The sequence below is a fragment of the Pseudonocardia hispaniensis genome (assembly GCF_042658695.1).
GTDB classification, from domain to species: domain Bacteria; phylum Actinomycetota; class Actinomycetes; order Mycobacteriales; family Pseudonocardiaceae; genus Pseudonocardia; species Pseudonocardia hispaniensis.
Genome location: NZ_JBHSQW010000044.1, coordinates 378,491 through 404,011, shown reverse-complemented (window position 1 = coordinate 404,011; position 25,521 = coordinate 378,491). Strand labels below are relative to the sequence as shown.

At 72.0% G+C, this 25,521-nt stretch carries 30 protein-coding genes and 1 tRNA gene; 9 read left to right on the top strand and 22 right to left on the bottom strand.

Annotated features, from left to right (window positions below; translation table 11 throughout):
* Positions 1 to 22 precede the first annotated feature (22 nt).
* Both ACFQE5_RS22080 and ACFQE5_RS22075 read right to left on the bottom strand, forming a co-directional pair.
* Positions 23 to 208, bottom strand: a complete 186-nt coding sequence (locus ACFQE5_RS22080) for a helix-turn-helix domain-containing protein (protein ID WP_379587765.1) — start codon at positions 206 to 208, stop codon at positions 23 to 25.
* Positions 205 to 447, bottom strand: coding sequence for a helix-turn-helix transcriptional regulator (locus ACFQE5_RS22075; protein ID WP_379587763.1), 243 nt, complete (start codon positions 445 to 447; stop codon positions 205 to 207). Before ACFQE5_RS22075 ends, ACFQE5_RS22080 begins: the two co-directional genes overlap by 4 nt.
* Before the next feature lie 183 nt (positions 448 to 630).
* Between ACFQE5_RS22075 and ACFQE5_RS22070 the strand changes: the two genes are divergently transcribed.
* From ACFQE5_RS22070 to ACFQE5_RS22060, 3 genes are all read left to right on the top strand, one after another.
* Complete coding sequence (locus ACFQE5_RS22070; RefSeq protein WP_379587762.1) at positions 631 to 1,038, top strand: helix-turn-helix transcriptional regulator; 408 nt, start codon at positions 631 to 633, stop codon at positions 1,036 to 1,038.
* A 95-nt stretch (positions 1,039 to 1,133) separates the two neighbouring features.
* Positions 1,134 to 1,448: a hypothetical protein gene (locus ACFQE5_RS22065; protein WP_379587761.1), complete on the top strand. Its 315-nt coding sequence runs from the start codon at positions 1,134 to 1,136 to the stop codon at positions 1,446 to 1,448.
* Between the two features lie 26 nt (positions 1,449 to 1,474).
* Positions 1,475 to 2,599 (top strand): tyrosine-type recombinase/integrase, encoded by a 1,125-nt coding sequence (locus tag ACFQE5_RS22060; RefSeq protein WP_379587759.1) that lies wholly within the window; start codon positions 1,475 to 1,477, stop codon positions 2,597 to 2,599.
* Between the two features lie 55 nt (positions 2,600 to 2,654).
* Here ACFQE5_RS22060 and ACFQE5_RS22055 read toward each other — a convergent pair.
* A tRNA-Asn gene (locus tag ACFQE5_RS22055) sits at positions 2,655 to 2,727 on the bottom strand.
* Between the two features lie 151 nt (positions 2,728 to 2,878).
* Between ACFQE5_RS22055 and ACFQE5_RS22050 the strand changes: the two genes are divergently transcribed.
* Complete coding sequence (locus ACFQE5_RS22050; RefSeq protein ID WP_379587757.1) at positions 2,879 to 3,091, top strand: hypothetical protein; 213 nt, start codon at positions 2,879 to 2,881, stop codon at positions 3,089 to 3,091.
* Between the two features lie 16 nt (positions 3,092 to 3,107).
* Here the strand turns inward: ACFQE5_RS22050 and ACFQE5_RS22045 are convergent, their stop codons facing one another.
* From ACFQE5_RS22045 to ACFQE5_RS22030, 4 genes are read right to left on the bottom strand one after another with little or no spacing between them, the layout of a single operon-like run.
* The gene (locus ACFQE5_RS22045) at positions 3,108 to 3,875 is read right to left on the bottom strand and encodes a trans-aconitate 2-methyltransferase (RefSeq protein ID WP_379587756.1); all 768 of its coding nucleotides are present in this window, start codon (positions 3,873 to 3,875) and stop codon (positions 3,108 to 3,110) included.
* A gap of 54 nt (positions 3,876 to 3,929) precedes the next feature.
* A complete protein-coding gene (locus ACFQE5_RS22040; protein ID WP_379587754.1) occupies positions 3,930 to 4,454 on the bottom strand; it encodes a hypothetical protein in 525 nt (174 codons plus the stop codon).
* Positions 4,455 to 6,323 carry a DNA primase gene (dnaG, locus tag ACFQE5_RS22035; protein WP_379587752.1) on the bottom strand — a complete coding sequence of 623 codons (1,869 nt, stop codon included), beginning with the start codon at positions 6,321 to 6,323 and terminating at the stop codon, positions 4,455 to 4,457.
* Between the two features lie 11 nt (positions 6,324 to 6,334).
* Positions 6,335 to 7,375 carry an NAD(P)-binding domain-containing protein gene (locus ACFQE5_RS22030; RefSeq protein ID WP_379587750.1) on the bottom strand — a complete coding sequence of 347 codons (1,041 nt, stop codon included), beginning with the start codon at positions 7,373 to 7,375 and terminating at the stop codon, positions 6,335 to 6,337.
* A 102-nt stretch (positions 7,376 to 7,477) separates the two neighbouring features.
* Here ACFQE5_RS22030 and ACFQE5_RS22025 point away from each other — a divergent pair, with 102 nt between their 5' ends.
* Positions 7,478 to 8,203 carry an HNH endonuclease family protein gene (locus ACFQE5_RS22025; RefSeq protein WP_379587749.1) on the top strand — a complete coding sequence of 242 codons (726 nt, stop codon included), beginning with the start codon at positions 7,478 to 7,480 and terminating at the stop codon, positions 8,201 to 8,203.
* Between the two features lie 9 nt (positions 8,204 to 8,212).
* On the opposite strand, the gene ACFQE5_RS22020 is transcribed toward ACFQE5_RS22025, so the two are convergent.
* From ACFQE5_RS22020 to ACFQE5_RS22000, 5 genes are all read right to left on the bottom strand, one after another.
* Positions 8,213 to 9,589 (bottom strand): deoxyguanosinetriphosphate triphosphohydrolase, encoded by a 1,377-nt coding sequence (locus ACFQE5_RS22020; protein WP_379587748.1) that lies wholly within the window; start codon positions 9,587 to 9,589, stop codon positions 8,213 to 8,215.
* Entirely contained in the window at positions 9,586 to 10,158 is a 573-nt protein-coding gene (locus tag ACFQE5_RS22015; protein WP_379588079.1) for a YdcF family protein, read from the bottom strand. Before ACFQE5_RS22015 ends, ACFQE5_RS22020 begins: the two co-directional genes overlap by 4 nt.
* 158 nt (positions 10,159 to 10,316) lie before the next feature.
* Positions 10,317 to 11,372: an XdhC family protein gene (locus tag ACFQE5_RS22010; protein WP_379587747.1), complete on the bottom strand. Its 1,056-nt coding sequence runs from the start codon at positions 11,370 to 11,372 to the stop codon at positions 10,317 to 10,319.
* Between the two features lie 49 nt (positions 11,373 to 11,421).
* Positions 11,422 to 12,678, bottom strand: coding sequence for a glycosyltransferase (locus tag ACFQE5_RS22005; RefSeq protein WP_379587746.1), 1,257 nt, complete (start codon positions 12,676 to 12,678; stop codon positions 11,422 to 11,424).
* A gap of 239 nt (positions 12,679 to 12,917) precedes the next feature.
* Positions 12,918 to 14,315, bottom strand: coding sequence for a glycine--tRNA ligase (locus ACFQE5_RS22000; RefSeq protein ID WP_379587745.1), 1,398 nt, complete (start codon positions 14,313 to 14,315; stop codon positions 12,918 to 12,920).
* A 266-nt stretch (positions 14,316 to 14,581) separates the two neighbouring features.
* On the opposite strand from ACFQE5_RS22000, the gene ACFQE5_RS21995 reads away from it, so the two are divergent.
* From ACFQE5_RS21995 to ACFQE5_RS21985, 3 genes are all read left to right on the top strand, one after another.
* Positions 14,582 to 14,950 (top strand): ArsR/SmtB family transcription factor, encoded by a 369-nt coding sequence (locus ACFQE5_RS21995; protein WP_379587744.1) that lies wholly within the window; start codon positions 14,582 to 14,584, stop codon positions 14,948 to 14,950.
* Entirely contained in the window at positions 14,947 to 15,378 is a 432-nt protein-coding gene (locus ACFQE5_RS21990) for a Fur family transcriptional regulator (protein WP_379587743.1), read from the top strand. The genes ACFQE5_RS21995 and ACFQE5_RS21990 overlap by 4 nt, the downstream gene beginning before the upstream one ends.
* A 99-nt stretch (positions 15,379 to 15,477) precedes the next feature.
* Complete coding sequence (locus ACFQE5_RS21985; RefSeq protein ID WP_379587742.1) at positions 15,478 to 16,092, top strand: hypothetical protein; 615 nt, start codon at positions 15,478 to 15,480, stop codon at positions 16,090 to 16,092.
* 12 nt (positions 16,093 to 16,104) lie between these two features.
* On the opposite strand, the gene ACFQE5_RS21980 is transcribed toward ACFQE5_RS21985, so the two are convergent.
* Genes ACFQE5_RS21980 through recO form a run of 3 tightly spaced genes read right to left on the bottom strand, consistent with a single transcriptional unit; the run spans position 16,105 to position 18,147 of the window.
* Positions 16,105 to 16,515 carry a hypothetical protein gene (locus ACFQE5_RS21980; RefSeq protein WP_379587741.1) on the bottom strand — a complete coding sequence of 137 codons (411 nt, stop codon included), beginning with the start codon at positions 16,513 to 16,515 and terminating at the stop codon, positions 16,105 to 16,107.
* The gene (locus tag ACFQE5_RS21975) at positions 16,512 to 17,297 is read right to left on the bottom strand and encodes an isoprenyl transferase (RefSeq protein WP_379587740.1); all 786 of its coding nucleotides are present in this window, start codon (positions 17,295 to 17,297) and stop codon (positions 16,512 to 16,514) included. The genes ACFQE5_RS21980 and ACFQE5_RS21975 overlap by 4 nt, the downstream gene beginning before the upstream one ends.
* A gap of 46 nt (positions 17,298 to 17,343) precedes the next feature.
* Positions 17,344 to 18,147 (bottom strand): DNA repair protein RecO, encoded by an 804-nt coding sequence (gene recO / locus ACFQE5_RS21970; protein ID WP_379587739.1) that lies wholly within the window; start codon positions 18,145 to 18,147, stop codon positions 17,344 to 17,346.
* Positions 18,148 to 18,233: 86 nt separating this feature from the next.
* On the opposite strand from recO, the gene ACFQE5_RS21965 reads away from it, so the two are divergent.
* Positions 18,234 to 18,950 carry a hypothetical protein gene (locus tag ACFQE5_RS21965; protein ID WP_379587738.1) on the top strand — a complete coding sequence of 239 codons (717 nt, stop codon included), beginning with the start codon at positions 18,234 to 18,236 and terminating at the stop codon, positions 18,948 to 18,950.
* Positions 18,951 to 19,035: 85 nt separating this feature from the next.
* Here the strand turns inward: ACFQE5_RS21965 and era are convergent, their stop codons facing one another.
* From era to ACFQE5_RS21930, 7 genes are all read right to left on the bottom strand, one after another.
* Positions 19,036 to 19,953 carry a GTPase Era gene (gene era / locus ACFQE5_RS21960; protein ID WP_379587737.1) on the bottom strand — a complete coding sequence of 306 codons (918 nt, stop codon included), beginning with the start codon at positions 19,951 to 19,953 and terminating at the stop codon, positions 19,036 to 19,038.
* 55 nt (positions 19,954 to 20,008) lie between these two features.
* Entirely contained in the window at positions 20,009 to 21,304 is a 1,296-nt protein-coding gene (lhgO, locus tag ACFQE5_RS21955; protein ID WP_379587736.1) for an L-2-hydroxyglutarate oxidase, read from the bottom strand.
* Complete coding sequence (locus ACFQE5_RS21950) at positions 21,301 to 21,666, bottom strand: cytidine deaminase (RefSeq protein WP_379587735.1); 366 nt, start codon at positions 21,664 to 21,666, stop codon at positions 21,301 to 21,303. Before ACFQE5_RS21950 ends, lhgO begins: the two co-directional genes overlap by 4 nt.
* Positions 21,653 to 23,053 (bottom strand): hemolysin family protein, encoded by a 1,401-nt coding sequence (locus tag ACFQE5_RS21945; protein WP_379587733.1) that lies wholly within the window; start codon positions 23,051 to 23,053, stop codon positions 21,653 to 21,655. Before ACFQE5_RS21945 ends, ACFQE5_RS21950 begins: the two co-directional genes overlap by 14 nt.
* Before the next feature lie 4 nt (positions 23,054 to 23,057).
* Positions 23,058 to 23,594 carry an rRNA maturation RNase YbeY gene (ybeY, locus tag ACFQE5_RS21940; RefSeq protein WP_379587732.1) on the bottom strand — a complete coding sequence of 179 codons (537 nt, stop codon included), beginning with the start codon at positions 23,592 to 23,594 and terminating at the stop codon, positions 23,058 to 23,060.
* Between the two features lie 221 nt (positions 23,595 to 23,815).
* Positions 23,816 to 24,877 carry a PhoH family protein gene (locus ACFQE5_RS21935; RefSeq protein WP_379587731.1) on the bottom strand — a complete coding sequence of 354 codons (1,062 nt, stop codon included), beginning with the start codon at positions 24,875 to 24,877 and terminating at the stop codon, positions 23,816 to 23,818.
* A 105-nt stretch (positions 24,878 to 24,982) separates the two neighbouring features.
* Positions 24,983 to 25,516, bottom strand: coding sequence for an isochorismatase family protein (locus ACFQE5_RS21930; RefSeq protein ID WP_379587730.1), 534 nt, complete (start codon positions 25,514 to 25,516; stop codon positions 24,983 to 24,985).
* Between the last annotated feature and the right edge of the window lie 5 nt (positions 25,517 to 25,521).

Below are 25,521 nucleotides of genomic sequence, written 5' to 3'. Positions count from 1 at the left end.
GCGGCGGTGCGGCGGGGCCCGCTCAGGCGGCGTGGTCGTCGGGTTCGGGACGGAGGAACGCGTCGACGGCGGAGCGGCGCACGAAGTAGCGGCTGCCGCGTTTCACCCCGACCAGCTGCCCGGTTTGGATGTAGCGCAGCACGGTCTCGTAGTGGACGCCCAGCTCGCGGGCGACCTCGCGGGGGTTAAGGACGGGGTCGGTGGTCACGCCGCCGCCTCAGTGGGCACGGTGAAGTCGCTCAGGCGGCAGCCGAGGGCGGCGGCGAGGTCTTGGGCGACCGGCAGGGACGGCTGCTGCCCGTTCTTTTCGATCTGCCGGTACCAGTAGGCGCTGATCATGGCGCGTTCGGCGAGGGCTTCTTGGCTGAGATCGGCCGCGATGCGGAGGGATTTGAGGGTTGCCCCGTCGACCTCTATGGAGTCGAGGGGAACACGGAGCCGTTGCATGCCACAAGTTATAGCAACTTCCCGCAACCATGTCTAGCCAGTTAGCCGCAGGTTCTCGCGGCTTGTGTGGCGGGCGGCTGCCCGGCCTGCGACGATGACCGGGACGAGGCCGACACGGGGAGTTGCTTGGTGCTGCACACACGACATATGAAGTTGCGGGAAGTTGCGGTTACGCTGCCGGGCATGACGCTCGGCGAGGAAATCAGACGAGCCCGCGAACGCCTCCAGATGACCCAACCCCAGCTGGCCGCGAAGATCGGTGTCTCCGAGACCACCATCAGCAACTGGGAGCGGAACCTCTCCACCCCGAAAAACCGCATGGGGCGACTGCGGGAAGTGCTCCAGATGGACACCCCGCCCCCCGACAACACCACCACCCGCGGCGTCCTACTGAAAGACGCGACGTTCGCCGAGACCATCGCACACCTCATGACCCTCTACGGTCGGGCGGTCCGCGGCGACACCGAAGGGGCGACACCCTCGATCACGCTCACCGAACGGCTGCCCCCGAAGGAGGGCGACCCGACCCGGCCGCACACTCGGGGCCGCCTCAGGCCCGACACTGGATCGGGTGAGCATCGCAGCGGCTAACCCGGGCGGACGATCCGAATTGGTCCACGCTTCGTATCGGTTACGGCTTGGCGTAACCCGCTAACCAACCGACGGTTGCGAAAGATTCACCAAGTGTGACGATTCTGGCCTATGAGGTCTTGGCTCGGAGGGCTGCGGACGGTCGCCGTACCCCTCCCGCCAAGATCCTGTTTGCTCCGCACTGCGACGGCGACCACTACGTGATCGAGGACACGGCCGTGCCACCGCTCATCTGGGTATCTCGCACCCTCGATGCCCGCAGCCGCGCCCGCGCCGTCGACGAAGCACTCGACCTGCTCGAGCTCCTCCTCACCCAACGAGGCACCGAACTCGCCCAGGAGGTCTTCGTGCCCACTCAGCGCGCCGAGGAAACCGAGGACGCCGCACCCGAAGCCCCGCAGGTGATGTGATGGGCCGCCCAAGGATGCCGGTCGGAATGCACGGCACCATCCACGCCCGCAAGATCGGCAAGAAGTGGCTGGCCGTCACCTGGGTCCGCGACGCCGACGGTCGCAGGCGACAGGTCAAACGCGTCGGAACCTCAAAGCAGGACGCGCTCACCAGCCTGCAGCACGCCCTCGACACCCGCCCCGGGTTCGGTGGGTCCGACCTGTCGGGGGACTCACCGCTCCGCGAGGTTGCCGCCCGGTGGATGGCCGATATCGACGCGCAGGTCGCCGCCGGGGACCGGGCCCCCAACACGGCGCGGGTCTACCGCGGCGTGGTGAGACGCCACGTCACGCCCGCGCTGGGTGAGCTGCGGGCCCGGGAAGCCACCGTGACCCGCCTCGACGGGTTCCTGCAGCTGATACGCGCCCACCACGGCGTGGCCCTCACCAAAACCGTCCGCACCGTGCTCAACGGGATCCTCGGCTACGCGGTCCGGCACGGGCTCATCCCCACCAACCCGATGCGTGATGTCGGCCGGATCAAGGGGGACGCGAAGAAGCCGGCGCGGGCGCTCACCGACGTCGAGCGGGAACGCTGGCTGGCCGCGATGGACGCCGACGAGATCGCGGTCCGCCACGACCTGCCCGATCTGACCCGAATCATGCTCGCCACCGGGTGCCGGATTGGTGAGGTGCTGGCGTTGGACTGGGCGGCGATCAACTTCGACGACAAGACGGTGGCGGTTGACTGGACGGTGGTGCGGCTGGAACGCGGTGGCGGGCTGGTGCGCACGGCGACGAAGACGGCGGCGGGCCGGCGCACCCTGCACCTTCCGGGCTGGGCGGTCGACGTGCTCGCCGCCCGGCGGAACCGCGGCCGCGGCAGCGGGCCGGTGTTCCCGAACCGGGACGGTGGCTGGCGGGATCCGTCGAACACGTCCCGGTCGTTGCGGCAGGCGCGGGCCCGGGGCGGGTTCGGATGGGTGACCAGCCACGTGTTCCGCAAGACCGTCGCCAGCGTGCTGCACGATTCGGGGCTGACGGGGCGGGAGATCGCCGACCAGCTCGGCCACGCGAACCTGCGGACGCTGGAGCACTACATCGGGCGGCGGGCGGTCGGGGAGGCGGCGGCGTTGGCGCTGGAGGCGTCGTTCGGGGTTTGTGTGACGTAAGTGTGACTCGGGCTTCGCTGAAGATCACTTGCTAGGCCGCTGGCCTGGGGGGAAGCTCCTCCGACTGGACTCGAACCAGTAACCCTGCGATTAACAGTCGCATGCTCTGCCAATTGAGCTACGGAGGACCGTTCGTTGCGGGCGGGGGTACCGCTCGCTGGCAGAAGGAACCTTAGCGCACCCCGATCGCCCGCCTCGCAGACCCCCCGCCTGTCCCCGCCGCGTGCCACGTGCGCGGCTGGGGCAGGATGGGCCGACCACGACATCTGCGGAGGCGACATGATGAAGTTTCTGTTGGGCGCAGCCGTCGGCTACGTATTGGGGGCACGCGCCGGTCATGAACGCTACGAGCAGCTGATGCGGACCTACCAGCGGCTCGTCGACCATCCCGCGGTCCAGGGCGCCGCGGGTGTCGTGCGGGCCCGGGTCGAGGAGGTCATGAACGGCAGCAGGCACGCCGCTGGCAGCACCACCAACGGTCGCCGTCACTGATCCCGCTCGGCTCCGTTCAGCCCCGGCGCGCGACGGCGAATATCCGACGGAACGGGAACCAGGTCGTCCCGTCCGCCTGCATCGGGTAGGCCGTCCGTAGGCGGGGTGCCAACTCGGCGCGAAACGCTGCCCACCCGGCGTCGTCGAGCGCGTCGCGGACGGGACGCAGCACGGTTGCGCAGATCCATGCCAGCACGGGGTCCGCACCGGTGAGCCGATGGGTGTAGGTCGTCTCCCACACGTCGACCTCGGCACCCGCCCCGGCGAACAGCTGCGCGTACTCGACCGGCTCGGCGACGGGATCCTCCTCGCCGAGCGCCACAGCCCCGCGCCAGCGAGGTTCCTCGGTCAGCTCGCGGGCCAGCGTGTGCGAGGGTGACCGGTGGTTACCCGGGACCTGCATCCCGAACCAGGCGCCCGCGGGTAGCGCCGTGAGCCACCTGTGCAGCAACGCCGTGTGCCCGGGCACCCACTGCAGCACGGCGTTGGTGACCACGACGTCCGTGTCCGCGGCGGGGAGCCACTGCCTGACGTCGCCCAGCTCGGCCGCCACCCCCCGGCCGCGGGCCGCCTCGACCATCTCCGGAGACGAATCCAGCGCCTCGACCGTCGCCGCCGGCCAGCGCCGGGAGAGCACCGTGGTGAGCTGCCCGGGACCGCAGCCGAGATCGACGACCCGGCGCGGCGCCGTCGCCCCGATCCGGGCGAGAAGATCGAAGAACGGCCGGGCGCGATGATCATCGAACCGCAGGTACAGCTCCGGGTCCCAACTCGTACCCATCATCGCTGGTCAGCGAGCCCTGTGAGTGCGTAACAGTGTTCTAACACTGTTACGCACTCACAGGGGGAGTTGGCGAGCCACATCGGCGGCGAGCCGGCGGACGAGAGCGGGATCGGTGCCCGGGTCGGCACGGACCTGCAGGACCGTTCCGTCCTGGCCCGGGACCTTGCGCTGCAGGAACCACGCACCCCCGCCCGGAAGGTCGCGATGGTGGCGGAACCGGATGGATCCGGTGACCCGTTCCTGCACGATCTGCGGGACCCTCCCCGGCTCGGCGAGCCGTAGCCGGCGCGGCGGCAGGTCGACCAGGAGCACTGCCCCACCCATGTCCCCGGCCTCGCTGGCCTCGACGAGCACGATCGCCCCGTCCCGCCACACCGCCTTGCTGATCAGATGCCAACCGACCCGGCGCGGAGCATCACCCGGCAGCCACACCCCGTACGAGGTGGCGACGACGTGGCCGCCGCCGGCGACCGCCGCGATGGCCAGCACCCGCTCCTGCGCCTCCAGCCTGCCGCCGAAACCGGCCGGCAGCTCGTCAGAGCCGGTCAGCTTCGCGGCGACCCGTTTGAGCAAGCCCATCTAGATCGCCCCCATCGCCTTGTCCCGCAACGCGATCCGATACTGCTCCAGCGGTACGAGGTCACCGAAGAGCTGATGGTATGCGTCCTCGTCGTCCACCGGATTGGTGCGTTGCAACCGTGCCTTGAGCTCGGCGACCTGCGCCTCGACCAGCGCCAGCCGCACCCCGGCGACCACGCTGCCGACATAGCGGGCCTGGTCGGTCTCGCCGCGCGCGGCGCTTCTGCGCGGAAGGTCCAGCGGCTCGACGGCCAGCTCACTGACCAGCCCGCGGACATCCGCCGCGCACGCGGCGACGACGGCCTCCACCCAGGCAGGCCCGACCAGCCCGCCGCAGACTCCGCCCGCAGCCTGGATCCCGCGGTGCACCCCCGCGAACGAGGGGTGGCTGAAGGCCTGCTCGGGGAGCTCGTCGTAGGGGGGCCCGGCGATCGCGGGAACCTGCAGGGCGGCCTTGAGCGCCTCCCGCTGTAGATGCAACCGCGGGTCGCCCTTCCGCGGCGCCGTCGCAGGCTCCCGGCGACCCCGTCCGCCCCGTCCCCCGGCGTGTTCGCGCACCCGCCGCACGACCATCGCGATGTCGTCCCAGCTGGTCCAGCCCGCGAGCCTGCGGGCGTACTCGTCGCGCAGCTCCTCGCGGCGGATCCGGGCGACCAGCGGGACGGTGCGCTGCAGGGCGGCGACCCGGCCCTCCGCGGTGTCCAGGTCGTAGTCGCGCAGCATCGAGCGGATCGCGAACTCGAACAGCGGCTCGCGCCGGGCCACGAGGTCGCGCACGGCGGTGTCCCCGTGGCGCTGCCGCAGCTCGCAGGGGTCCAGCCCGTCGGGCGCGACGGACACGAACGTCTGAGCGGCAAAGGACTGGTCGCCCTCGAACGCCTTGAGCGCGGCCGCCTGCCCGGCGGCGTCGCCGTCGAAGGTGTAGATGACCTCGCCGAGATCGAACGAGTCGTCCCCGATCAGACGACGGATCACGCTGATGTGTTCCGGACCGAACGCCGTGCCACAGGACGCGACCGCCGTCGGCACCCCGGCCAGATGCATCGCCATCACGTCGGTGTAGCCCTCGACGACGATCACCTGCCGGTGCTTGGCGATCGCCCGCTTGGCCAGGTCCAGCCCGAACAGCGCGTGGGTCTTGCGGTAGACCGGGGTCTCGATCGTGTTGAGGTACTTGGCCTCGATCTGGTCGTCGTCGAACAGCCGGCGCGCGCCGAAGCCGACGACATCCCCGCCGAGGTCCCGGATGGGCCACAGCAGCCTGCGGTGGAACCGGTCGATCGGGCCGCGCCGACCCTCCTTCGACAGACCCGCCTTCATCAGCTCGTCGAGGGAGAACCCGGCGCCGAGCAGGTGCTTGGTGAGCGTGTCCCAGCCGGCCGGAGCGAACCCGCAGCCGAACCGCTGCGCGGCGGCCGCATCGAAGCCGCGGCTGGTGAGGAACTGCAGTGCGGGCGCGCCCTCCGGGGTGCGCAGCCGGGCGGCGTAGAACTCCGCGGCGCGCCGGTTGGCCTCGAGCAGTCGCGAGCGGGTACCGCGGTCGCGCTGCACGCTCGAACCGCCGCCGGTGTAGGTGAGGCGGTAGCCGATCCGGTCGGCGAGTCGCTCGACCGCCTCGACGAACCCGATGCTCTCGATCTTCATGACGAAGTCGATGACGCTTCCGCCCTCGCCGCAGCCGAAGCAATGGAAGGTGCCATGAGTCGGGCGCACGTTGAACGACGGGGTCTTCTCATCGTGGAACGGGCAGAGCCCCTTCATCGACCCGGCCCCGGCGCGCCGCAGCGCGACGTACTCGCCGACCACCTCGTCGATCCGGGTGCGGTCGCGGACCTCCGCGATGTCGCTGTCCCGGATCCGCCCTGCCACGATCGATGAGTCTAGGCGCGGTCCTTCACCGGCCGGCACGGCGTGACCCGCTCCCCCGTCGATCCCGGCGCGGCGCTGATCGTGCGTTCCGCGGCGATCAGGGGGTGGGTGCCCGCCCGGTCGAGCAGCGCCCGGATCCGGGACTCGGCGTCGGCGCCGACGGCCGACCATTGGGCGGCGAACCGGCCGGAGAGGATCTCACCGCGCAGGATCTCGGTGAACCGCTCGCGCAGCGTCCCGACCAGCTCGGCCGAGCGCTCCAGGTGCAGCAGCTGCCCGTACTGGCTGGTGCGCGAATGCACCCGGAGCTGGTCGAGCAACCCCATCTCGGCGATTCGCGCAAAGACCTCGGCGGGCTCGCCGGACAGGTACATCTCGTCGAGGATCGCGTCGTCGCTGAATCCGGCGGCGGCCAGGACCTCGTAGGACGCCTGCAGGACGGCGAACACGGTGGGCCAGATCGCCTGCTCGGTGAACAGGTCCAGCGCCGCCTCCTCCCGGGCGCTGGAGGCCACCGCGCCACCCGCCGTGGCGCCGATCGCGCGGGCGATGGCCAGCGCGGTGTGCAACGCCGTCCCGGTCGCGTCGCGTTCCACCGAGACCAGGCACGGGTAGCCCACCCCGCGCCGGTAGCGATCGCGGACCGCGGCGCCGATCATCCGCGGCGCCACCATCACCACGTCGATGTCGCCGGGCAGGTCCAGCAGGCCGAACGCCAGGTTGTAACCGGAGGCGACGACGACGGTGTCGCCGGCGCGCAGCCCGGGCGCGACGTGTCCGGCGACGACGCCGGGCTGGACCTCGTCGGGGATCAGCAGCAGCACGATCTGACCCACGCGGGCGGCCTCGTCGATGCCGAGGACCTCGAACCCGTCGCGTACCGCACGGTCGCGACAGTCGTCATCGCGGTTGCCGATGACGACGCGCCCCCCGGAATCGCGCAGGTTCTGCGCCTGCGCACAGCCCTGGTTGCCGTAGCCGATGACGGCCACCGTGCGGCCGGTGAGAACACCGAGGTCGGCGTCGCTGTCGTGGTAGGTCCGTGCCCGCATCCCGGCTCGCCCCTCCCCTCGTCGCGCCTCCGTTGTACCGCAGGACGCGGATCACATGTGTCGTTGCCGCGTCCGCGGGCCGGGGCCGACGAGGATCGCCGGATGCGTGCGACAGGTGGTACCCGGTTTCGGCGGACGTGGCGGGTGGCGCTGGCAATCCTGACGGCCGGTGCGCTCAGCTCCGGGTGCGCGGCGCTCGAGCTGCTGGACGTCGGCGCGCCCGCGCCGACCGGGGAAGCCGCCACGGCCCTGGACACCCTTGCGGTCAAGGGGCGAGCGCCGAAGACCGGGTACGACCGCGAGCAGTTCGGTCCCGCCTGGGCCGACGTCGACAACAACGGGTGCGACACCCGCAACGACATCCTCCGGCGTGACCTGTCGGGCGCCGAGCTCAAGCCCGCTCCCCGGCCGTGCATCGTGCTGGCCGGCCTGCTCGCCGATCCCTACAGCGGCGAGGACATCCTGTTCCACCGCGGCAAGGACACCAGCGCCGCCGTGCAGATCGACCATGTCGTCGCGCTGTCGGACGCGTGGCAGAAGGGCGCCCAGCAGCTCACCGCGCAGCAACGCAGGGACCTCGCGAACGACCCGTTGAACCTGCTCGCCGTCAGCGGCCGCCTCAACCAGCAGAAGAGCGACTCCGACGCCGCCAGCTGGCTGCCACCGAACAACCGCTACCGCTGCGCGTACGTCGCGCGTCAGGTCGCGGTCAAGGCCAAGTACCAGCTGTGGGTCACCGAGGCCGAACGCGACGCCATCGCGGGCGTTCTGGAACACTGCCCCGGCGAGCCGCTGCCCACCGACGCCACGATCCGCCCCGTCGCCTGATCGCGAACCTCAGCGGCGGAATCGCACCGCCGCGGCCCGGCCGGCGAGTGGAGCGGCCGTGAGGCGGCCGTGCCAGGCGATGGCCTGCTGGTCGGTGAGCATCGCGACCTGGTCGACGACCACCCGCAGCTGCGCGGCGTCGTCGGGGGCCGCGGCCCAGTCCTCGGCGCGCACCGGGTCGAGCGCATCCGGAGCGCCGGCCAGCAGCGCCGCCGCCAGCTCGGCCAGCAGCTCGCGCTGGCGCGCCTGCATCGCCAGCCGGACCGGGTCGCTCATCACGTACCGCAGGGCGACCGCCTTGAGCAGCGTGACCTCCGCCGCCGCCGCGGACGGCACGACCAGGTTCGCGGCGTAGCGCAGCAGCGGGCCCCGGCCGTCCGCGTACGCGTCGAGCGTGGCCTCGGTTGCCGCCCGGACGAACCGGCCGACCAACTCGCTGGTCAGCGTCTTCAGCGCGACATGCGCCCGCCCCGGGGCGGTGGGCGGATGGAACCCGCACACCGCGGCCACCGCGGGCAACGCCAGCAGGTCCGCCGCGGCCTGCTCCAATGCGGCCGGGTCGGCCCCGAAGTGGGGGGCGGCCAGCTCGGCCAGCGCGGACCGCTCGTCCGGCGAGCCCAGGGCGGCCAGGTCGATTCGACCGGCCAGGATCCCGTCCTCGACGTCGTGGACCGAGTAGGCGACGTCGTCCGACCAGTCCATGATCTGCGCCTCGAGACAGCGGCGCCTGGGCGGTGCACCCTCCCGCATCCAGTCGAAGACCGCGCGGTCGGCGTCGTACACCCCGAACTTGCGCTGAACCGACCACAGCGCCGGGTCGCCCGGCCGCGTCGGCGGCGCCTCGTCGGCGCCCCACGGATACTTGCAGGCCGCGTCCAGCGTCGCGCGGGTCAGGTTCAGCCCGCCCGCTGTCTGCCCGTACCCGACCTTCGGTTCGAGCCGGGTGAGGATCCGCAACGTCTGGGCGTTCCCCTCGAAGCCGCCGCACCCGGTCGCGACCTCGTCGAGCGCCCGCTCCCCGTTGTGCCCGAAGGGCGGATGACCGATGTCGTGGGCCAGTCCCGCGGTATCGACGACGTCCGGGTCCGCGCCGAGCTCCTCGGCGATCCCCCGGCCGATCTGGGCGACCTCGAGCGAATGCGTCAGCCGGGTCCGCGGGACGCCGGTGACCTCCGCGCCCTCCCCGGGACCGACCACCTGGGTCTTGCCCGCGAGCCTGCGCAGCGCCGCGGAGTGCAGGACCCGCGCGCGGTCGCGGGCGAACGGGGTGCGACGCTGCGGGCGCCCGCGGTCGGCGGCCTTGGGCGGCTCCGGGAGCAGCCGCGCACAGTCGTGGCCGGTGTATCCGCCGGGAACCGGCCCCGCACCGGACTCGAAGCCGCTCATCGCAGTCCACCGGTGTCGGTGTCGATCGAGGAGTGGGTGAGCCGGTAGTACAGCAACGCCCCGGTCTCCCGGACGATGTATCGGGCCTGGGTCTCGCGGGTCTGCACGACCGGCCCCATACGCGTCGGTGAGGTCCACGCCTGCAAGCCACTGTCCTCGGCCATGGTCCGAGCCCGCAACGAGTGCCACGGATCGCTGACGATCAGCACGGTGTGCCAGCCGTCGCGCCGGGCCAGCCCCGCCACGGCCTGCAGGCTGGCCAGGGTGTCGCCGCCCTCGCCGACGGCGACGACCGCATCGCGCGGCACGCCCCGCTCGACGAGGTAGCGTCTGCCCGCCTCGGCCTCGGTGTACTCGTCGCCGGCTCGGTTGCCGCCGACGGTGACGATCCGCGGGGCCAGTCCGTCCTGGTAGAGCGTGCGAGCGTGCCGCAGCCGGGCGGCGAACACCGGACTCGGATCGCCGTCGTACTGCGCGGCACCGAGGACGACGACCGCGTCGACGGGGCGGTCGCCGTCCACCCGCGCGGTCTGCCACACCCGGAAGGCCGTACCACCCATGATGATCATGACGACGAGGAGTCCACCGAGGAGCAACCGGACCGGCCAGCGCAGCGGCGAACGGCGCCGCGACCGGGCGGGGCGCAGCGGGACGGTGATCGACTCACCGGTGTCCGCCCTGCGATGAGCGGGGCGCGGCGTCCGGGCAACTCCCGATCCGGAGGCGGTCACCCCCCGATCCGGCCCACAGCGTCGCCGAGTGCGGATGCCCGACGACCTGCGCGCACCGCGATCACCTCCGCGACGATCGAGACCGCCGTCTCCGCCGGGGTGCGTGCCCCGAGATCGAGTCCGACCGGGCCGTGGATCATCCGCAGCTCGTCCTCGGTCAGCCCGGCCGCCAGCAGCCGTTCCCGTCGCTGCGCCTGGGTGTGCCGGGAGCCGAGGGCTCCGATGAAGCCACGACCGCGGCGTACCCCGTCGATCAACAGCGCATCGAACGCGGGAGCGTGGTCGAGCAGGACGGCGATGTCGGCGTCGGAGAATTCGGCCAGCGCCGCGCGAGCCTCGTCGAGCCCGGTGACCTCGCGCGCGCCCCAGCCCAGCACCGCGGCCTGGGCGCGCAGCGCCTCGCCGAGGGCGCCGGAACCGACGATCAGCAGCGACGGCACCGGCACCCACAGGTCCAGGAGCACGTCGGCGCCGGTGAGGTCGAGCCGCTCGGTGGTGGTGACACCGCGGCGCAGCAGCCGCCGCGTGGTGTCGACGGCGGCCCGGTCGAGGTCGGCGGAGCCGAGGGACCCGCTGGTCTGGTCGAGCGCGGGACCGGTCAGGACGAGCGCCGCGGCGCCGTCGACCGTGGCGAGCAGCGCCGCCGGGACCGCCCGTTCCAGTGCCGTGCCCAGCAGCGCCGCCGCGGCGGCGGGCAGCGGGTGCCCGAGCAAGGTCGCCCCACCCCCACAGGCCAGCCCGGCGGCAACCCCCGCCTGCTTGCCGAGGTGCGCTTCGCGGGTCCGGGGCCCGGTGACGGACGCGGTGGCCAACGGAACCGCGATGGGGTCGAGCGCGCCGAGATAGAGCAGCCCGGCGGTGGCGCCCCCAGCCGTGGCCGCCAGCAGCTGACCGGACTCGACGCTGCCCAGACCGTGCCGGTCGAGCACCCGCACGACACCGACGCCCTCATCGGCCCACGCCCGTAGCGCGGCGCCGAGTCTGCGGCGCGGATCGGCGGGACCTGCGGAATCCGTCGGGGGGACAGAAGGCGGCACGGTCACAGCGCTCACCTGGCTCAGCGTAGCGAGTCGGCTGCGGCACCGGCCCGGCATGGCGCCGTCATGGCTCCAGTTCGGGGAAGGGCAGGGGGCGCGCGTCGGTTTCGCCGACCGCTACCGGCGGCCGCGTTCGCCTCTCCGCCGCACGTGCCGGGCCGTCGGGCGCGGCACGACCGTCGATCCGGGCCGTGGTCCCGACGTAAGCGGCGGTGAGCGCGTCGCCGAGGGTGCGGTCGGCGAAGCGGTCCCCGAGCGAGGCCTTGGCGGACTCGGCCATCCGGGCGGCCTCGTCGGGGTGGTCGAGCAGATGGGCGACGGCGGCAGCCAGCAGTCGCGGCCGGTGCGGCGGCACGAGCAGGCCCGTGCGACCGGGGACGACGACGTCGGACACGGCGTTCACCGCCGTCGCGACCACGGGGATGCCGCAGGTCATGGCCTCGACGATCGCGACGGGAAGTCCCTCGTAGCGGCTCGGCAGGGCGAACACGTCGAAGGCGGGCAGCACCTCGCGCACGTCGGCGCGTTCCCCCGCGAGCACCACGCGAGCCTGCGGCAGGGCGCGACCGGCCAGCGTCCGCATCCGTTCGGCGAGCGGGCCGCCGCCGACCCACACCCCGACGACCTCGGGACGGCGCAGCGCGACCATCGCGGCGACGAAGTCCTCCGGGGCCTTCTGGTAGGCCAGCCGCCCGACGGCGCCGACGACGGCCACGTCGGCGGGCAGCCCGAGCAGACCGCGGGCCCGCGCCCGGGTCCGCGGCACGCACGGGGTCGGTAGGCCGCCGGAGGCGACGCCGATCGTGCGGACCCGCTCCGGCGCGGCCAGTCCCCGCCGCACGACCTCGACCGCCACCCCGGTGCCCACGCAGAGCGCGACGTCGGTGATCCGGCCGAGGCGACGTTCGATCGCGATATACGTTCGGCGCCGGGCCGCGGACTGGAACTCGTGGTAGGGCAAACCGTGGAAGGTGTGCACGATCCGGCCCACACCCGAGCGGTGGGCCGCGATCCGGCCCAGGGCGCCGGCCTTGGCGCTGTGGGTGTGCACCACGTCGTCGCGACGGGCCCGCAGCAACCGGGTCAGGTTCCGCAGGGCCGCAACATCGTCAGCCGGGGAGATCGGCGAGCGCAGCGCGGGTTCCAGCAGCACCTCCAGACCCGCCGAGGCCGCCTCGCCGAGCAACCGACTGCCGCTCCCGGCAACGATGCTCACGGCGTACCGGGCGGGATCCAGCGCGAGCGCGCCGCGCAGCGCCACCTCGCCCGCCCCGGCTTCGAGCCGGGTCACGATCGTCGCGACGCGCAGCCGGGAACTCACCACTCGCCCTCGACCGGGCCGAGTCCGGCGTCCACCTCGGCCGCCGAGCCCAACGGCCCGGTGCCGCCGCCCCGCGGCCTGCTGTCGTTGCCGCCCATACCCGTCCACCGCCCAGCCAGGGTTGCCTCGTGCCGCTCCGCTGACGGTACGCGGCGGGTCGACGGCAAGGCCCACGCCGATGGACGAGCGCGGCTACCTCATTCGAACGGCCGGCCCGTCCCTGGCTGCCGAACCGGCGGTCAGACCCCCACGAGCCGGGCGGCCAGGTAGGCCTCGACCTGGTCGAGCCCGATCCGCTCCTGGGCCATCGTGTCGCGTTCGCGGATCGTCACCGCATCGTCGGCCAAGGTGTCGAAGTCGACGGTGATGCAGAACGGCGTGCCGATCTCGTCCTGGCGGCGGTAGCGGCGCCCGATCGCCCCGGCGTCGTCGAACTCGACGTTCCAGTTCCGGCGCAGCACCGCGGCGAGGTCGCGGGCCTTGGGCGAGAGGTCGGCGTTGCGCGACAGAGGAAGCACCGCCGCCTTGATCGGCGCGAGCCTGCGGTCGAGCCGCAGCACCACCCGCTTGTCCACCCCGCCCTTCGCGTTGGGCGCCTCGTCCTCGGCGTAGGCCTCGACGAGGAACGCCATCATCGACCGCCCGACACCGGCCGCCGGCTCGATCACATAGGGCCGGTAGCGGGTGCCCGATGCCTGGTCGTAGAACGACAGGTCGACCCCGGAGTGGTTGGAGTGCGTCGTGAGGTCGAAATCGGTGCGGTTCGCGATGCCCTCGAGCTCACCCCACTCCTGGCCCTGGAAGCCGAACCGGTACTCGATGTCGACGGTGCGCTTCGAGTAGTGGGACAGCTTCTCCTTGGGGTGCTCGTAGTGGCGCAGGTTCTCCCGCGCGATCCCCAAGTCGACATACCAGCGGGTGCGCTCGTCGATCCAGTACTGGTGCAACTCCTCGTCGGTGCCCGGCTCGACGAAGTACTCCATCTCCATCTGCTCGAACTCACGGGTGCGGAAGATGAAGTTGCCCGGCGTGATCTCGTTGCGGAAGCTCTTGCCCATCTGACCGATGCCGAAGGGCGGCTTTCGCCGGGAGGTCGTCTGCACGTTGAGGAAGTTGACGAAGATGCCCTGCGCGGTCTCCGGGCGCAGGTAGTGCAGGCCCTCCTCGGACTCGACCGGGCCGAGATGGGTCTTGAGCATCATGTTGAACTCGCGCGGCTCGGTGTACTGGCCGCGGGTGCCGCAGTTCGGGCAGGGCACCTCCGCCAGGTCCCCCTCGGCGATCTGCTTGCCGGTCCGCTCGGCGTACTCCTCGGCGAGCTGGTCGGCGCGGAACCGCTTGTGGCAGCTGGTGCACTCCACCAGCGGGTCGTGGAACGCGCTGACGTGCCCGGAGGCGACCCAGACCTGGCGTGGAAGGATCACCGACGAGTCGAGACCGACCACGTCCTCGCGGCCGGTGACCATCGAGCGCCACCACTGCCGCTTGATGTTCTCCTTCAGCTCGACGCCCAGCGGGCCGTAGTCCCAGGCCGACCGGGTTCCGCCGTAGATCTCACCGGACGCGAAGACGAAGCCGCGACGCTTCGCGAGCGCGACGATGGTCTCGATCTTGGCGGAAGTCGGCTTGCTGGCCACGAGGCGAACTCCTGCGAGGTGGGACGGGGAACCCCCAGGTTAGCCGTCGCCGTCGCGCGCTCCGGCCGCACCCCACCCGCGGCACGCTGCGTCACCACCGGTGCCATCCGTGCACGACGGCCCCGGACGGCCACTCGATCGAGCCGACCGAGCGTCGCCGTCCGCGGAACACAGCCGATCGCGCCGGACCGCCTACCATGGGGTGAGTGCGGCCGCCGGCGACGATCCGCTTGAAGGCGAGGCCGCCGCCGCGGAACGGGGAGACCATGTCGATCACTGCAGGTGCCGGGCCCGCCGAGGAGCATGTGCACTCCGCGGAGCGCCCCCCCGTCGAGCCGGGCCCGGTGCGTACTCCAGCCACCCTCGCCGCGGCCGGGGACCTGCTCCGCGCGCTCGCCGCACCCGTGCGGATCGCGATCGTGCTACAACTGCTGGAGTCGGCGCGCTGCGTGCACGACCTCGTCGACGCTCTCGGGGTCGCCCAGCCGCTGATCAGCCAGCACCTGCGGGTGCTCAAGACGGCCGGGGTGGTGCACGGCGAACGGCACGGACGAGAGGTTCTCTACTCCCTCGTCGACGACCATCTCGCGCATATCGTCGTCGACGCAGTGGCACACGTGGAGGAGTCTGCATGACACACGCCCGCTCGAGCCCGCCGCGCACGATGCGGGCGACCCGGCAGCGCGCCGCCGTCTCCGCACTGCTCGACCGCCTCGAGGATTTCCGGTCCGCCCAGGAGATCCACGAGTTGCTGCGCCGCAACGGCGACGGCATCGGTCTGACCACCGTCTACCGGACCCTGCAGGCACTCGCCGACAGCGGTGAGATCGACATGCTGCGAACCACCAACGGCGAGGCCGTCTACCGGCGCTGCGCGTCGGCCGAGCATCACCACCATCTGGTGTGCCGGCGCTGCGGCACCGCCGTGGAGATCGAGGGACCCGCCATCGAGACCTGGGCCCAGCGGATCGCCGACGAACACGGCTTCACCGATCTCAGCCACACCGCGGAGATCTTCGGCCTCTGCCGTGGCTGCTCGTCGGTGAGTGCGTCACAGGGCTAGTACACAGCACCGCACGCACGTCGTCGTCTCAATTCGAGACTCCCGGGGCCCTGTCCCGCCGCTAGCGTCCTGCGGACGCACGCAGGGAGGCAGGACAACGTGACCAACGGCAGCATTGCGGAGGCGCCGTCCTCCGTCCGCAAGCTCGACACACCGCAGTCCGGCGAACTCGCCCAACTGGCAGCCGTCTTCGAGGATCTGCAGTACGTGCTGCGCTGCTGTGAGCATCTGGTCACCGCGTTGAACGCGCCCGACTCCGGCCCGGCCCGAGTGGAGACCGACCCCGCGCTGATCGAGGCACTGTGGACGGGCGCGCTCGTCGGGTACGTGCGGTGCTTCTCCGGGCGGACCCGCGTGCTCACCGAGGACGACCTCGGCGCGCTCAACCTCGAAGGCCAGGTCCTCGACTTCCACAATCTGCTCAAGCGGCTGCGCGACCACTACGCGTCCCGGCACGTGAACCCACGGGAGACCTTCACGATCGGGGTCGCGCAGGCCAACGACGGCACCCCGACCGGCGTCGCGGTCGTCTCGGGCCGCCAGCCCGGCGTCGACGACACCACCGTGCGCCAGCTCGGCCGGATCGCCTATGAGCTCTCCCGGCTGGTCGACGGGCGGATGCAGGAGACCCAGCAGAAGGTGCTCGCCGCGGCGGGCGAGATGAACGCGACGGCCCTGGCCGCCCTGCCGCTGGTACACCTGAGCGGCGACTGACCCCCTGGCCGGCTACTCGACGTCCGCGGTCAGCTCGGCGCGGACCGCCGAGGCGTTGCTGACCACCAGCATCAACAGCGTGCCCATCGCCTGCTCGGTCAGTCCTGCGGCCGGGAAGGCGTAGCGCAGCGTGATATCCCAGCCGTGGTCACCCCTGACCGCGCCGAGCGCACCGAACAGCCCTTCCCCGGCCCGCAGCCCCACCCGGGTCGCGATGTCCAGCTCAGCCGGAAGATCCCAGGCGACGACGCAGGTCAGGCTGAGCACCGGCAGTCCCTCCGCCAGCTCCAGACCCTGCAGGACGCACAGCACCTCGCCATGCCGGAACGTCAATGCGCCGTCCGGATCGACGGTGACCTCGAGATAGCGTTCCAGGGCGCGGTGGGCGGTGACGAGCATCTCGGGGATCGGGTTGGCGCTCATGACGCCGTCCCGGGCCGGTCGAGCGCGCCGCCGAAGCGGCGGTCCCGCTTCGCATAGATCTCGACGGCCTGCCAGAGGTGCCGGCGATCGAAGTCGGGGAACAGGGTGTCCAGAAAGACCATCTCCGCGTAGGCCGACTGCCAGAGCAGGAAGTTCGACGTGCGCTGCTCGCCCGAGGAGCGCACGAACAGGTCGACGTCGGGCATGTCCGGCTCGTCGAGGAACCGCGCGATCGTCCGCTCGTCGATCTTGTCGGGGTTGATCCGGCCCTGCGCGGCGAGCCGGGCGATCTGCTTCACCGCGTCGGCGATCTCGGCGCGCCCGCCGTAGTTGACGCACATGGTGAGGTTGAGAACGTCGTTGTGCCTCGTCTTCTCCTCGGCGATCTCCAGCTCCTTGATCACGCTGCGCCAGAGCCGTGGCCGCCGGCCGGCCCAGCGCACCCGCACGCCCATCGCGTGCATCTCGTCGACCCGGCGGCGGATGACATCACGGTTGAAGCCCATGAGGAACCGCACCTCATCGGGGCTGCGCTTCCAGTTCTCGGTGGAGAAGGCGTAGGCCGACAGCCAACGCACACCGATGTCAATGCAGCCGCGGGCGACGTCCATCAGCGAGGCCTCGCCGCGCCGATGCCCCTCGATCCGGGGCAGCCCCCGCGCGTTGGCCCAGCGTCCGTTGCCGTCCATCACCAATGCGACGTGGTTCGGGACGAGCTCGGGCGGGATCGCGGGAGGCCGCGCGCCCGACGGATGCGGCGGAGGCGGGGAGAAGCGGGCCACGGTTGGTCACCCTACGGCCCGGGCTCTCATCGACCGCACGCCCCGCTCACCCCCGGCCGTCGGCGCGGGCGGGCTCCGGGCCCGCGCCGGGCGGTCCTGACCCCGGCGAAGGAGCGGACGGCCGCCGCTCGACCAGCGGCAGCGACCGCAGCTGCCGCTCCAGGTGCCACTGCAGATGCGCGGCCACCAGCCCGCTGGTATCGCGGCGGGTACCGGGGGCGGCCGCGTCGGCGGTGGTCCAGTCGCCGTGCAGCAGCGCGTCGAGGAGCGTGAACGTCTCGCGGGACGGGGTGATCGAGCCCGGCGGGCGGCATCGGGGGCACACCGCTCCCCCGGCCGCGATGTTGAACGCCGCATGCGGACCGGGTGCGGCGCAGCGAGCACAGTCGAGGATCGCGGGCGCCCAGCCCGCGTGGGTCATCGCACGCAACAGGAACGCGTCGAGCACCAGCGACGGGTCGCGCTCCCGACCGGCCAGCGCCCGGATCGCGCCCACCAGCAGGAGATACATCCGCAGCGCGGGCTCGCCCTCCTCGGCGACGAGCCGGTCGGCCGTCTCCAGCACCGCGCAGCCCGCGGTGTAGCGCGCGTAGTCGCTGATCAGCCCGGTGCCGAACGCGTCCACCGTCTGGGCCTGGGTGAGGACGTCGAGCGAACGCCCGGTGTAGCACTGCACGTCGACGTGGTTGAACGGTTCCAGCCGGGCACCCCACCGCGAGCGGGTGCGGCGCACCCCTTTGGCCACGGCGCGAATCTTCCCGTGCCGGCGCGTCAGCATCGTGACGATCCGGTCGGCCTCGCCCAGCTTCTGGACGCGCAGCACCACGCCGGTATCGCGGTACAGGCTCATTCGACGAGCCTACGACGCGTTCGCGATCGCCAACGTCGCTCCGCAGCGGGATTCCGCGGTCTCGGCGGACCGGCGAGGATGCGGATGTGGATCGAGAGCCGTGGCCGACTGATGCGACCCTGACCGGCCCCGATCCCTGGGAGTGGTTCCCCGATCCGCTCGCCGCGCCATCGGGGCTGGAACCGCTCGTCGAGAACCCGCCCATCGTGCGGGCGGCGACGCCCACGCGCCCGGCGGAACCGGCGTCCCCGGCGGAGCCGAGAACGCCGAGGGTGGGTATCGGCGCCGGCATCCCGGTGCCAGCGGCATCGGCGGTCGACGACGCTCGCGGCCCGGCGGCTGCCCAGGCCGTCGTCCCGGTGGCTGCCGCGACCGTCGCGCCGGCACCGCCACGCCTCGCGGAGCCCGGGCGCACCCCGCGACGCGAGCCCCCCGAGCCGGCACCACCGCCCGGGCCGGGCGCGGCGCAGGTGGCCCCGGCGCTCAAGCCCGGCGCGAAACCGGTTGCCCCGCGGCTCACGGCGGGGGCGAAGCCGCTCCCGCCGCGCGGTCCGCAACCCCCGGCCGTACCCCGTCCGGATCCGGGGCCACCCAACGGCCAGTCGGGCCCGGCCCGGCCTCCGGAGGTCAGCGGCGCGGCCGGCTGCGGCTGTCTGCTGTCACTGCTCCTGCCGCCGGTCGGGCTCCTGCTCGGTCTGGTCACGCTGCTGCGCAAGCCCTCGCAGGTGGAGCGTGGGGTCGGCCTCCTGAGCGTCCTCGTCGGCGGTGCGCTGACCGGCCTGCTGCTGTGGCTCCTGCTCTGAGGGCTCCTGCTCTGAGCCATCGCCGCAGCTCACAGCCCCCTGTGAGGGCGTAACAGTGTCAGAACACTGTGACGCACTCACAGGGTCAGAAGCCCAGCTTGCGGAGCTGGCGCGGGTCCCGTTGCCAGTCCTTGGCGACCGTGACGTGCAGGTCGAGGTAGATCTTGGTGCCCAGCAACGCCTCGATCTGGCGGCGCGAGTCGCTGCCCACCTGGCGCAACCGTTCCCCACCCTTGCCGATCACGATGCCCTTCTGGCTCGCCCGCTCGACGTAGATGGTCGCGTGCACGTCGAGCAGGTCGTCGCGCCCCTGCCGCGGCAGCATCTCCTCGATCACCACGGCGATCGAATGCGGCAGCTCATCGCGCACCCCCTCCAGCGCGGCCTCCCGGATCAGCTCGGCGACCAACGTCTCCTCGGGCTCGTCGGTGAGCTCGCCATCCGGGTACAGCGGCGGGCCCTCGGGGAGCCGCGCGACCAGCAGGTCGGCGAGCAGGCCGACCTGGAAGCCATCGACCGCCGAACAGGGCACGATCTCGGCGAAGTCCATCAGGTCGGTCAGCTGGGTGAGCCGTTCGGCGACCTGCCCAGGCCGCGCGAGGTCGGTCTTGGTGACGATCCCGAACACCGGAGTGCGCCCCGCCACCGACCGCAGTTCTCCCGCGATGAACTCGTCGCCCCGGCCGACGGGCTGATCGGCGGGCACGCAGAAGCCGATGACATCGACCTCGGCCCACGTCTCGCGGACGACATCGTTGAGCCTGCTGCCCAGCAGCGTGCGCGGCTTGTGCAGACCGGGCGTGTCGACCACGACGAGCTGCGCGTCCGGCCGGTGCAGGATGCCGCGGATCGCGTGCCGTGTGGTCTGCGGGCGGCTCGACGTGATCGCGATCTTGGACCCGATCAGCGCGTTCGTCAGGGTGGACTTGCCCGCGTTGGGCCGCCCGACGAAACAGGCGAACCCGGACCGGAAGCCCTCCGGGACCTGGGCGAAACCGGTCACGTCTCGTTCCCTCCGGCTCGGCACCGAGATGCGACCCGGGAGCAGGCGTGCGCGCTCACGAGTGCCCCAGGCGCCCGACGATCTCCCGGCCGATCGGCAGCGCGGCGGTCGCGGCCGGGCTGGGGGCGTTGAGCACGTGCAACACCGCGGGCGGGCGGGCGCTCCCGTCCACGCTGCCCTGCTCGACGAACAGGAAGTCGTCGACGAGCGTGCCGTCCGGCTTGACGGCCTGCGCGCGCACCCCCGCCCCCGCCGGGTGCAGGTCGGCGGCCTGAACCTCCGGGAGCATCCGCTGGATCTGCGTGACCATCGCCTTGCGCGACAACGACCGGTGCATCTCGCCGAAGCCGTAGCGCCAGTGCCGCCTGGCGATCCGCAGCATCCCCGGGTAGGTGACGGTCGCCAGGAACTCCGTGGGCTTGATCGCGCCCCACGAGTAGCCCTCCCGGGCCAGCGCGAGCACGGCGTTCGGGCCCGCGTGCACATGCCCGTCGATACCGCGGGTGGCGTGTACCCCCAGGAACGGGAACGCCGGGTCGGGCACCGGGTAGATCAGGCCCTTGACCAGCTCCGCGGCCCGGTCGCCGAAGCCGGAGTACTCGCCCCGGAACGGAATGATGCGGATGCCCGGATCGGCGCCCGCGGCCCTGGCCATCTCGTCACAGCGCAGGCCGGCGCAGACGACCACCTGCGTACCGAGCAGGTCGCCGTCGTCGGTGCGCACCACGACGTCGGCCGCCCGGCGCACGATCCGGCGCACCGCGCGGCCCAGATGCACCTCGCCGCCCTCCTTGACGACGAGTTCGCCGAGCTTCTCCGCGATCGCCCGGAAGTCGGTGATGCCGGTCGACGGCACGTACAGCGCGGCGATCCCGCGCACATGCGGTTCGTACTCGCGCATCCCCGCCTGGTCCAACTCGTGGTTGGGCACGCCGTTGGCGTCCCCGCGCCGCTTGAGCTCGGCGAGCCGCGGCAGCTCCTCGGGCTCGGTCGCGACGACCAGCTTGCCGGTGACCTCGTGGGGCAGGTCGTGCTCGCGGCAGAACGCCACGGTCTCCGCGCAGCCGGCCAGGGCCAGCCGGGCCTTGAAGCTGCCGGGGGCGTAGTAGAGCCCGGAGTGGATGACACCCGAGTTGTTGCCGGTCTGGTGGTTCGCCAGCCGCGGCTCGCGTTCCAGGACCGCGACGGAACGGCCGGACCGGGCGAGCTCGTACGCCGTGGCCAGCCCGACGATCCCGCCACCGACCACGACGACGTCGAACCGCGGGGTGGGTGGCAGCGCCACGCCCGCGACGCGGTCGCGGAGATTCCCCGACTCGGTCGCGGAAAAACCCCGACTCGCGGGGGTCATGTGGCGGCTCCGGCGGTGTAGGTCTGCTGGACAGCGCCGGACGCGTCGGCAACGATCACGGCCGCGGCGGGGGCCAGATCGCGGACGGCGCCCAGCGAGGGGACGTCGATCGCGCCCGCCTCGGTCACCACGGCGGCGGCTTCCAGGCCGGGCGCGCCGCTGGACACCGCGGCCGCGACGGCCGCCTGCAACGCGGTCAGCTGCAGCGACGCAAGGGCGACGGTGGTCGCGACGTAGGTGCGCCCGTCGGTGTCGCGCACGGCGGCCCCCTCGGCGGCCCCGGTGCGGGCCCGCGCGGAGCGGGCCAGAGTCACGATCTTCGCGTCCTCGGGGTCGAGGCCGCCCTGGTCACTTGCGGACATCTGTTCCTTCCCGACGGGCGGTGCCCCCACCGGCCGCGCCCTGCCATGCACCATCACCGTCCCCGTCACCGGGCTCGGCTTCTGTCTCCCGCTGCACCGGGCTGACCAGCACGGTCGAAATCCGCATCCGGCCGCGGGCGTCCTTACCACCCTCGGCCCGCAGCACGAGCCCGGCGACCTCGGCCTCGGCGCCGGGCAGCGGAACCCGGCCCAGCCGCTGGGCCAGCAACCCGCCGACGGTGTCGACGTCCGCGTCCTGCAGCACCGCGGTCAGTTCGGCGCCCAGCTCGCTGTCGGCTCCGCCACCGAAGAGCTCGCCGAGATCCTCGACCGGCAGTCGCGCGGCGACCCGTAGCCTACGTCCGTCCAGCTCCTGGACCTCGGGCACCTCCTCGGCGTCGTACTCGTCGGTGATCTCACCGACGATCTCCTCGAGGATGTCCTCGATGGTGACGACCCCCGCGGTGCCCCCGTACTCGTCGACGACGATGGCCATGTGGTTGCGGGTACGCTGCATCTCCTTGAGCAACTCGTCGATCCGCTTGCTGTCGGGCACGAACACCGCGGGCCGGACGATCTCGGTGAGCGCCACATCGGGCCGGTCGGAGTGCAGGGCCCCGACGAGATCCTTCAGATACACGACACCGGTGATGTCGTCGATGCCCTCGCCCAGGACCGGCAGCCGCGAATAGCCGCTCTTGAGCGCGAGCCGCAACACCTTGTCCACCGGGGTGTCGTGCTCCACCCACATGACGTCCGGGCGCGGCACCATCACCTCACGCACCACGGTGTCGCCGAACTCGAAGACCGAGTGGATCATCTGTCGCTCGTTCTCGTCGACGACCCCGCGGGTGCTGGCCATGTCGACGAGCTCACGCAGCTCGACCTCGGAGGAGAACGGTCCCTCCCGGAAGCCGGGGCCCGGAGTGATCGCGTTACCGACCAGGATCAGCAGCGTGGCCAGCGGTGAGAGCAGCGTGGCCAGCGCCCGGATCGGCGCGGCGACGAGCATGCCCACCCGGTAGGGGTGCTGGCGGCCGAACGTGCGCGGCCCGACCCCGATCAGCACGTAGCTGACCACCACCATGATCACGGCGGCGAGCAGCACCGCCAGCCAGGACGGCGTCACCACCCGCAGCAGCCCCACCGCGAGCAGAACCGTCGCCGCCGTCTCCGCCGCGAGCCGCAGCAGCAACAGGAGGTTGACGTGCCGGGGCCGGTCGACGACGACGGCGGCCAGCGCCCGCGCACCGGGTCGGCCCGCCCGGACCAGGGACTCGACCCGAGCCCGCGAGACGGAGGTGATCGCGGCGTCGGCGGCGGCGAACAACCCGGCGAGCGGCACGAGCAGCGCGGCAATGACGATCATCGTGGCGGTGGCGCTCACGACCTCAACCGTCCTCGAGCCCGACGGTGCCGAGCACCCTGGAGTCGCTGCGCCGCTGGGCCTCCCGGGCGGCGGCATCGGCGCGGGCCCGCCGCCAGTCGCGCAGCAGCTTGTCCTGCAGCGCGAACATCTCGCGTTCCTGCTCGGGCTCGGCATGCTCGTAGCCGAGCAGGTGCAGCACGCCGTGCACGGTGAGCAGGTGCAGCTCGTCGGCGAGACCATGACCCGCCTTACGGGCCTGCTCGCGGGCGAACGCGGGACACAACACGATGTCGCCGAGCAGGGCAGGGCCGATCTCGGGGGCGTCGGGCCTGCGGGTCTCGTCGACCAGCTCGTCCATCGGGAACGCCATGACGTCGGTCGGCCCCGGCTCCTCCATCCAGCGCTCGTGCAGCTCGGTCATCGCCTCCGTGGTGACCGCCGTGATCGCCAGCTCGACCGCGGGGCTCACCCCCATCGCGTCGAGCGCGTACCGGGCCACCGACACGATCAGCGACTCGTCCACGGCGATGCCGGACTCATTGGCGATCTCAATGCTCACGTTGGTTCCCCTGACCTGCTGCCCGGCTCCGAGCGTATCGCCGTGCGCGGGCACCGGTCCGGCCGGTTGGGGTCGAACGTCCAGTCCTCGGGATCGCAAGCGATCGATCCAGCGGGAAACACGATCCCGGTCGCGCCGGACGTCTCGCCGGGATGACGAGCCGAGCGCGACACCCTTGCCCGGCCTGACCGCCGCGGCGCTCGGCGGGAACGGCGGGGCGGTCAGCGCCGCCCGCGCCGCCGCGACTGCTCGGGCCCGGTGCGGGCAGCGCTGGCCAGGCCCCGCCGCTCACCGGCGGCGTCCCAGCGGGCGTAGGCGTCGACGATGTCGCTCACCAACCGGTGGCGGACGACGTCGGTGCTGGTCAGCTGGGCGAAATGGACGTCGTCGACATCGACGAGGATCTCCTGGACGACCTGCAGCCCCGAACGGGTCCCACCCGGCAGGTCGATCTGGGTGACATCGCCGGTCACCACGATCTTCGAGCCGAAGCCGAGCCGGGTGAGGAACATCTTCATCTGCTCGGGGGTGGTGTTCTGCGCCTCGTCGAGGATGATGAACGCGTCGTTCAAGGTGCGTCCGCGCATGTAGGCCAGCGGCGCGACCTCGATCGTCCCGGCCGCCATCAGCTTGAGGATGGAATCCGGATCGATCATGTCGTGCAGCGCGTCGTACAGCGGACGCAGGTACGGGTCGATCTTCTCGTACAGCGTCCCGGGCAGGTAGCCCAGCCGCTCCCCGGCCTCCACCGCGGGCCGGGTCAGGATGATCCGGTTGACCTGCTTGGCCTGCAGGGCCTGCACCGCCTTGGCCATCGCCAGGTATGTCTTACCGGTCCCGGCGGGACCGATGGCGAACACGATCGTGAAGGCGTCGATGGCGTCGACGTAGCGCTTCTGGTTGAGCGTCTTCGGCCGGATCGTGCGCCCGCGCCGGGACAGGATGTCCAGGCTCAACACCTCGGCGGGCGACTCCCCGAGCCGGTCGTGGTGCGCGGCGTTCTCGTCGGAGAGCATCTCGATGGTGCGCGCCACGGTGTCCTTGCCGACCTGCTGGCCACGACCGGCCAGCGTGATCAGCTCGGAGAAGACCCGCTCGGCGAACGCGACGTCGGCGGGCTCCCCCGACAGGGTCAGCTCGTTGCCGCGGACGTGGACGTCGGCGTCGAGGAGCTCCTCCGCGACGCGCAGGCTCTCGTCACGAGAACCGAGCAGAGCGAGCAGGGCGGTGTCGGGAACGGCCATCCGGGACTGGACGACGGGGGCCGGCTCAGTGCCTGTCAAACCGGTAGCGCCTGCCTTCTGCTGCTCTGCTGCTGTGACCACGCGATGGTACCGGCTGGAACCGACGAATCGCCCGGACAATTCCGCCGTCGACCGGCATCCGGCTCATCGGATCAGCTTCTGCACCTCGCGGAACCGGGGATGAGTGCTGTCGCGCAGCCACTCGAACAGCACCATCTCGGTCGTCACCACCTCCGCGCCGTGCTCGCGGGCCCGGCGCAGGGCGGCGTCCCGGTTGACCGGGTCGCGCGAGCCGACCGCGTCGGCGACCAGAACCACGCGCCGTCCCGTCTCGGACAGCCCGATCACGGTCTGCAGCACGCACACATGCGCCTCACATCCGGCGACGACGATCTCGTCACGCCCGGGCGGAAGCAACGTCGCGAACCCCGGTTCGGCCACCGCACTGAAGGCGGTCTTGGCCAGCACGAGCTGGGCGAACCCGGCGAGCGCGGGAACCGTCGGGCCGAGGCCGTCGGGATTCTGCTCGGTCGCCGCGACCGGCACCGCGAGCAACCCGGCGCCCTCCGCGAGCCGCACGGCGTTGGCGAGGACCTGTTCGCCGCCGTGGATCGCGGGCATCAACCGGGCTTGGAAGTCGATGAGCAGCAGCACCGACCGGGGCGCGGAGATCAGCACACCCC

What these genes read in the sequence shown, in the direction of transcription:
- ACFQE5_RS22060 (WP_379587759.1), top strand. Translation starts at nt 1,475, where the DNA reads ATGCACGGCACCATCCACGCCCGCAAGATCGGCAAGAAGTGGCTGGCC.
- ACFQE5_RS22050 (WP_379587757.1), top strand. Translation starts at nt 2,879, where the DNA reads ATGATGAAGTTTCTGTTGGGCGCAGCCGTCGGCTACGTATTGGGGGCA.
- ACFQE5_RS22045 (WP_379587756.1), bottom strand. Translation starts at nt 3,875, where the DNA reads ATGATGGGTACGAGTTGGGACCCGGAGCTGTACCTGCGGTTCGATGAT.
- recO (WP_379587739.1), bottom strand. Translation starts at nt 18,147, where the DNA reads ATGAGCCTGTACCGCGATACCGGCGTGGTGCTGCGCGTCCAGAAGCTG.
- ACFQE5_RS22025 (WP_379587749.1), top strand. Translation starts at nt 7,478, where the DNA reads ATGCGTGCGACAGGTGGTACCCGGTTTCGGCGGACGTGGCGGGTGGCG.
- lhgO (WP_379587736.1), bottom strand. Translation starts at nt 21,304, where the DNA reads ATGACCCCCGCGAGTCGGGGTTTTTCCGCGACCGAGTCGGGGAATCTC.
- ACFQE5_RS22075 (WP_379587763.1), bottom strand. Translation starts at nt 447, where the DNA reads ATGCAACGGCTCCGTGTTCCCCTCGACTCCATAGAGGTCGACGGGGCA.
- ACFQE5_RS21990 (WP_379587743.1), top strand. Translation starts at nt 14,947, where the DNA reads ATGACACACGCCCGCTCGAGCCCGCCGCGCACGATGCGGGCGACCCGG.
- ACFQE5_RS21995 (WP_379587744.1), top strand. Translation starts at nt 14,582, where the DNA reads ATGTCGATCACTGCAGGTGCCGGGCCCGCCGAGGAGCATGTGCACTCC.
- ACFQE5_RS22030 (WP_379587750.1), bottom strand. Translation starts at nt 7,375, where the DNA reads ATGCGGGCACGGACCTACCACGACAGCGACGCCGACCTCGGTGTTCTC.
- ACFQE5_RS22015 (WP_379588079.1), bottom strand. Translation starts at nt 10,158, where the DNA reads ATGATCATCATGGGTGGTACGGCCTTCCGGGTGTGGCAGACCGCGCGG.
- ACFQE5_RS22070 (WP_379587762.1), top strand. Translation starts at nt 631, where the DNA reads ATGACGCTCGGCGAGGAAATCAGACGAGCCCGCGAACGCCTCCAGATG.
- ACFQE5_RS21980 (WP_379587741.1), bottom strand. Translation starts at nt 16,515, where the DNA reads ATGAGCGCCAACCCGATCCCCGAGATGCTCGTCACCGCCCACCGCGCC.
- ACFQE5_RS21950 (WP_379587735.1), bottom strand. Translation starts at nt 21,666, where the DNA reads ATGTCCGCAAGTGACCAGGGCGGCCTCGACCCCGAGGACGCGAAGATC.
- ACFQE5_RS22040 (WP_379587754.1), bottom strand. Translation starts at nt 4,454, where the DNA reads ATGGGCTTGCTCAAACGGGTCGCCGCGAAGCTGACCGGCTCTGACGAG.
- ACFQE5_RS22020 (WP_379587748.1), bottom strand. Translation starts at nt 9,589, where the DNA reads ATGAGCGGCTTCGAGTCCGGTGCGGGGCCGGTTCCCGGCGGATACACC.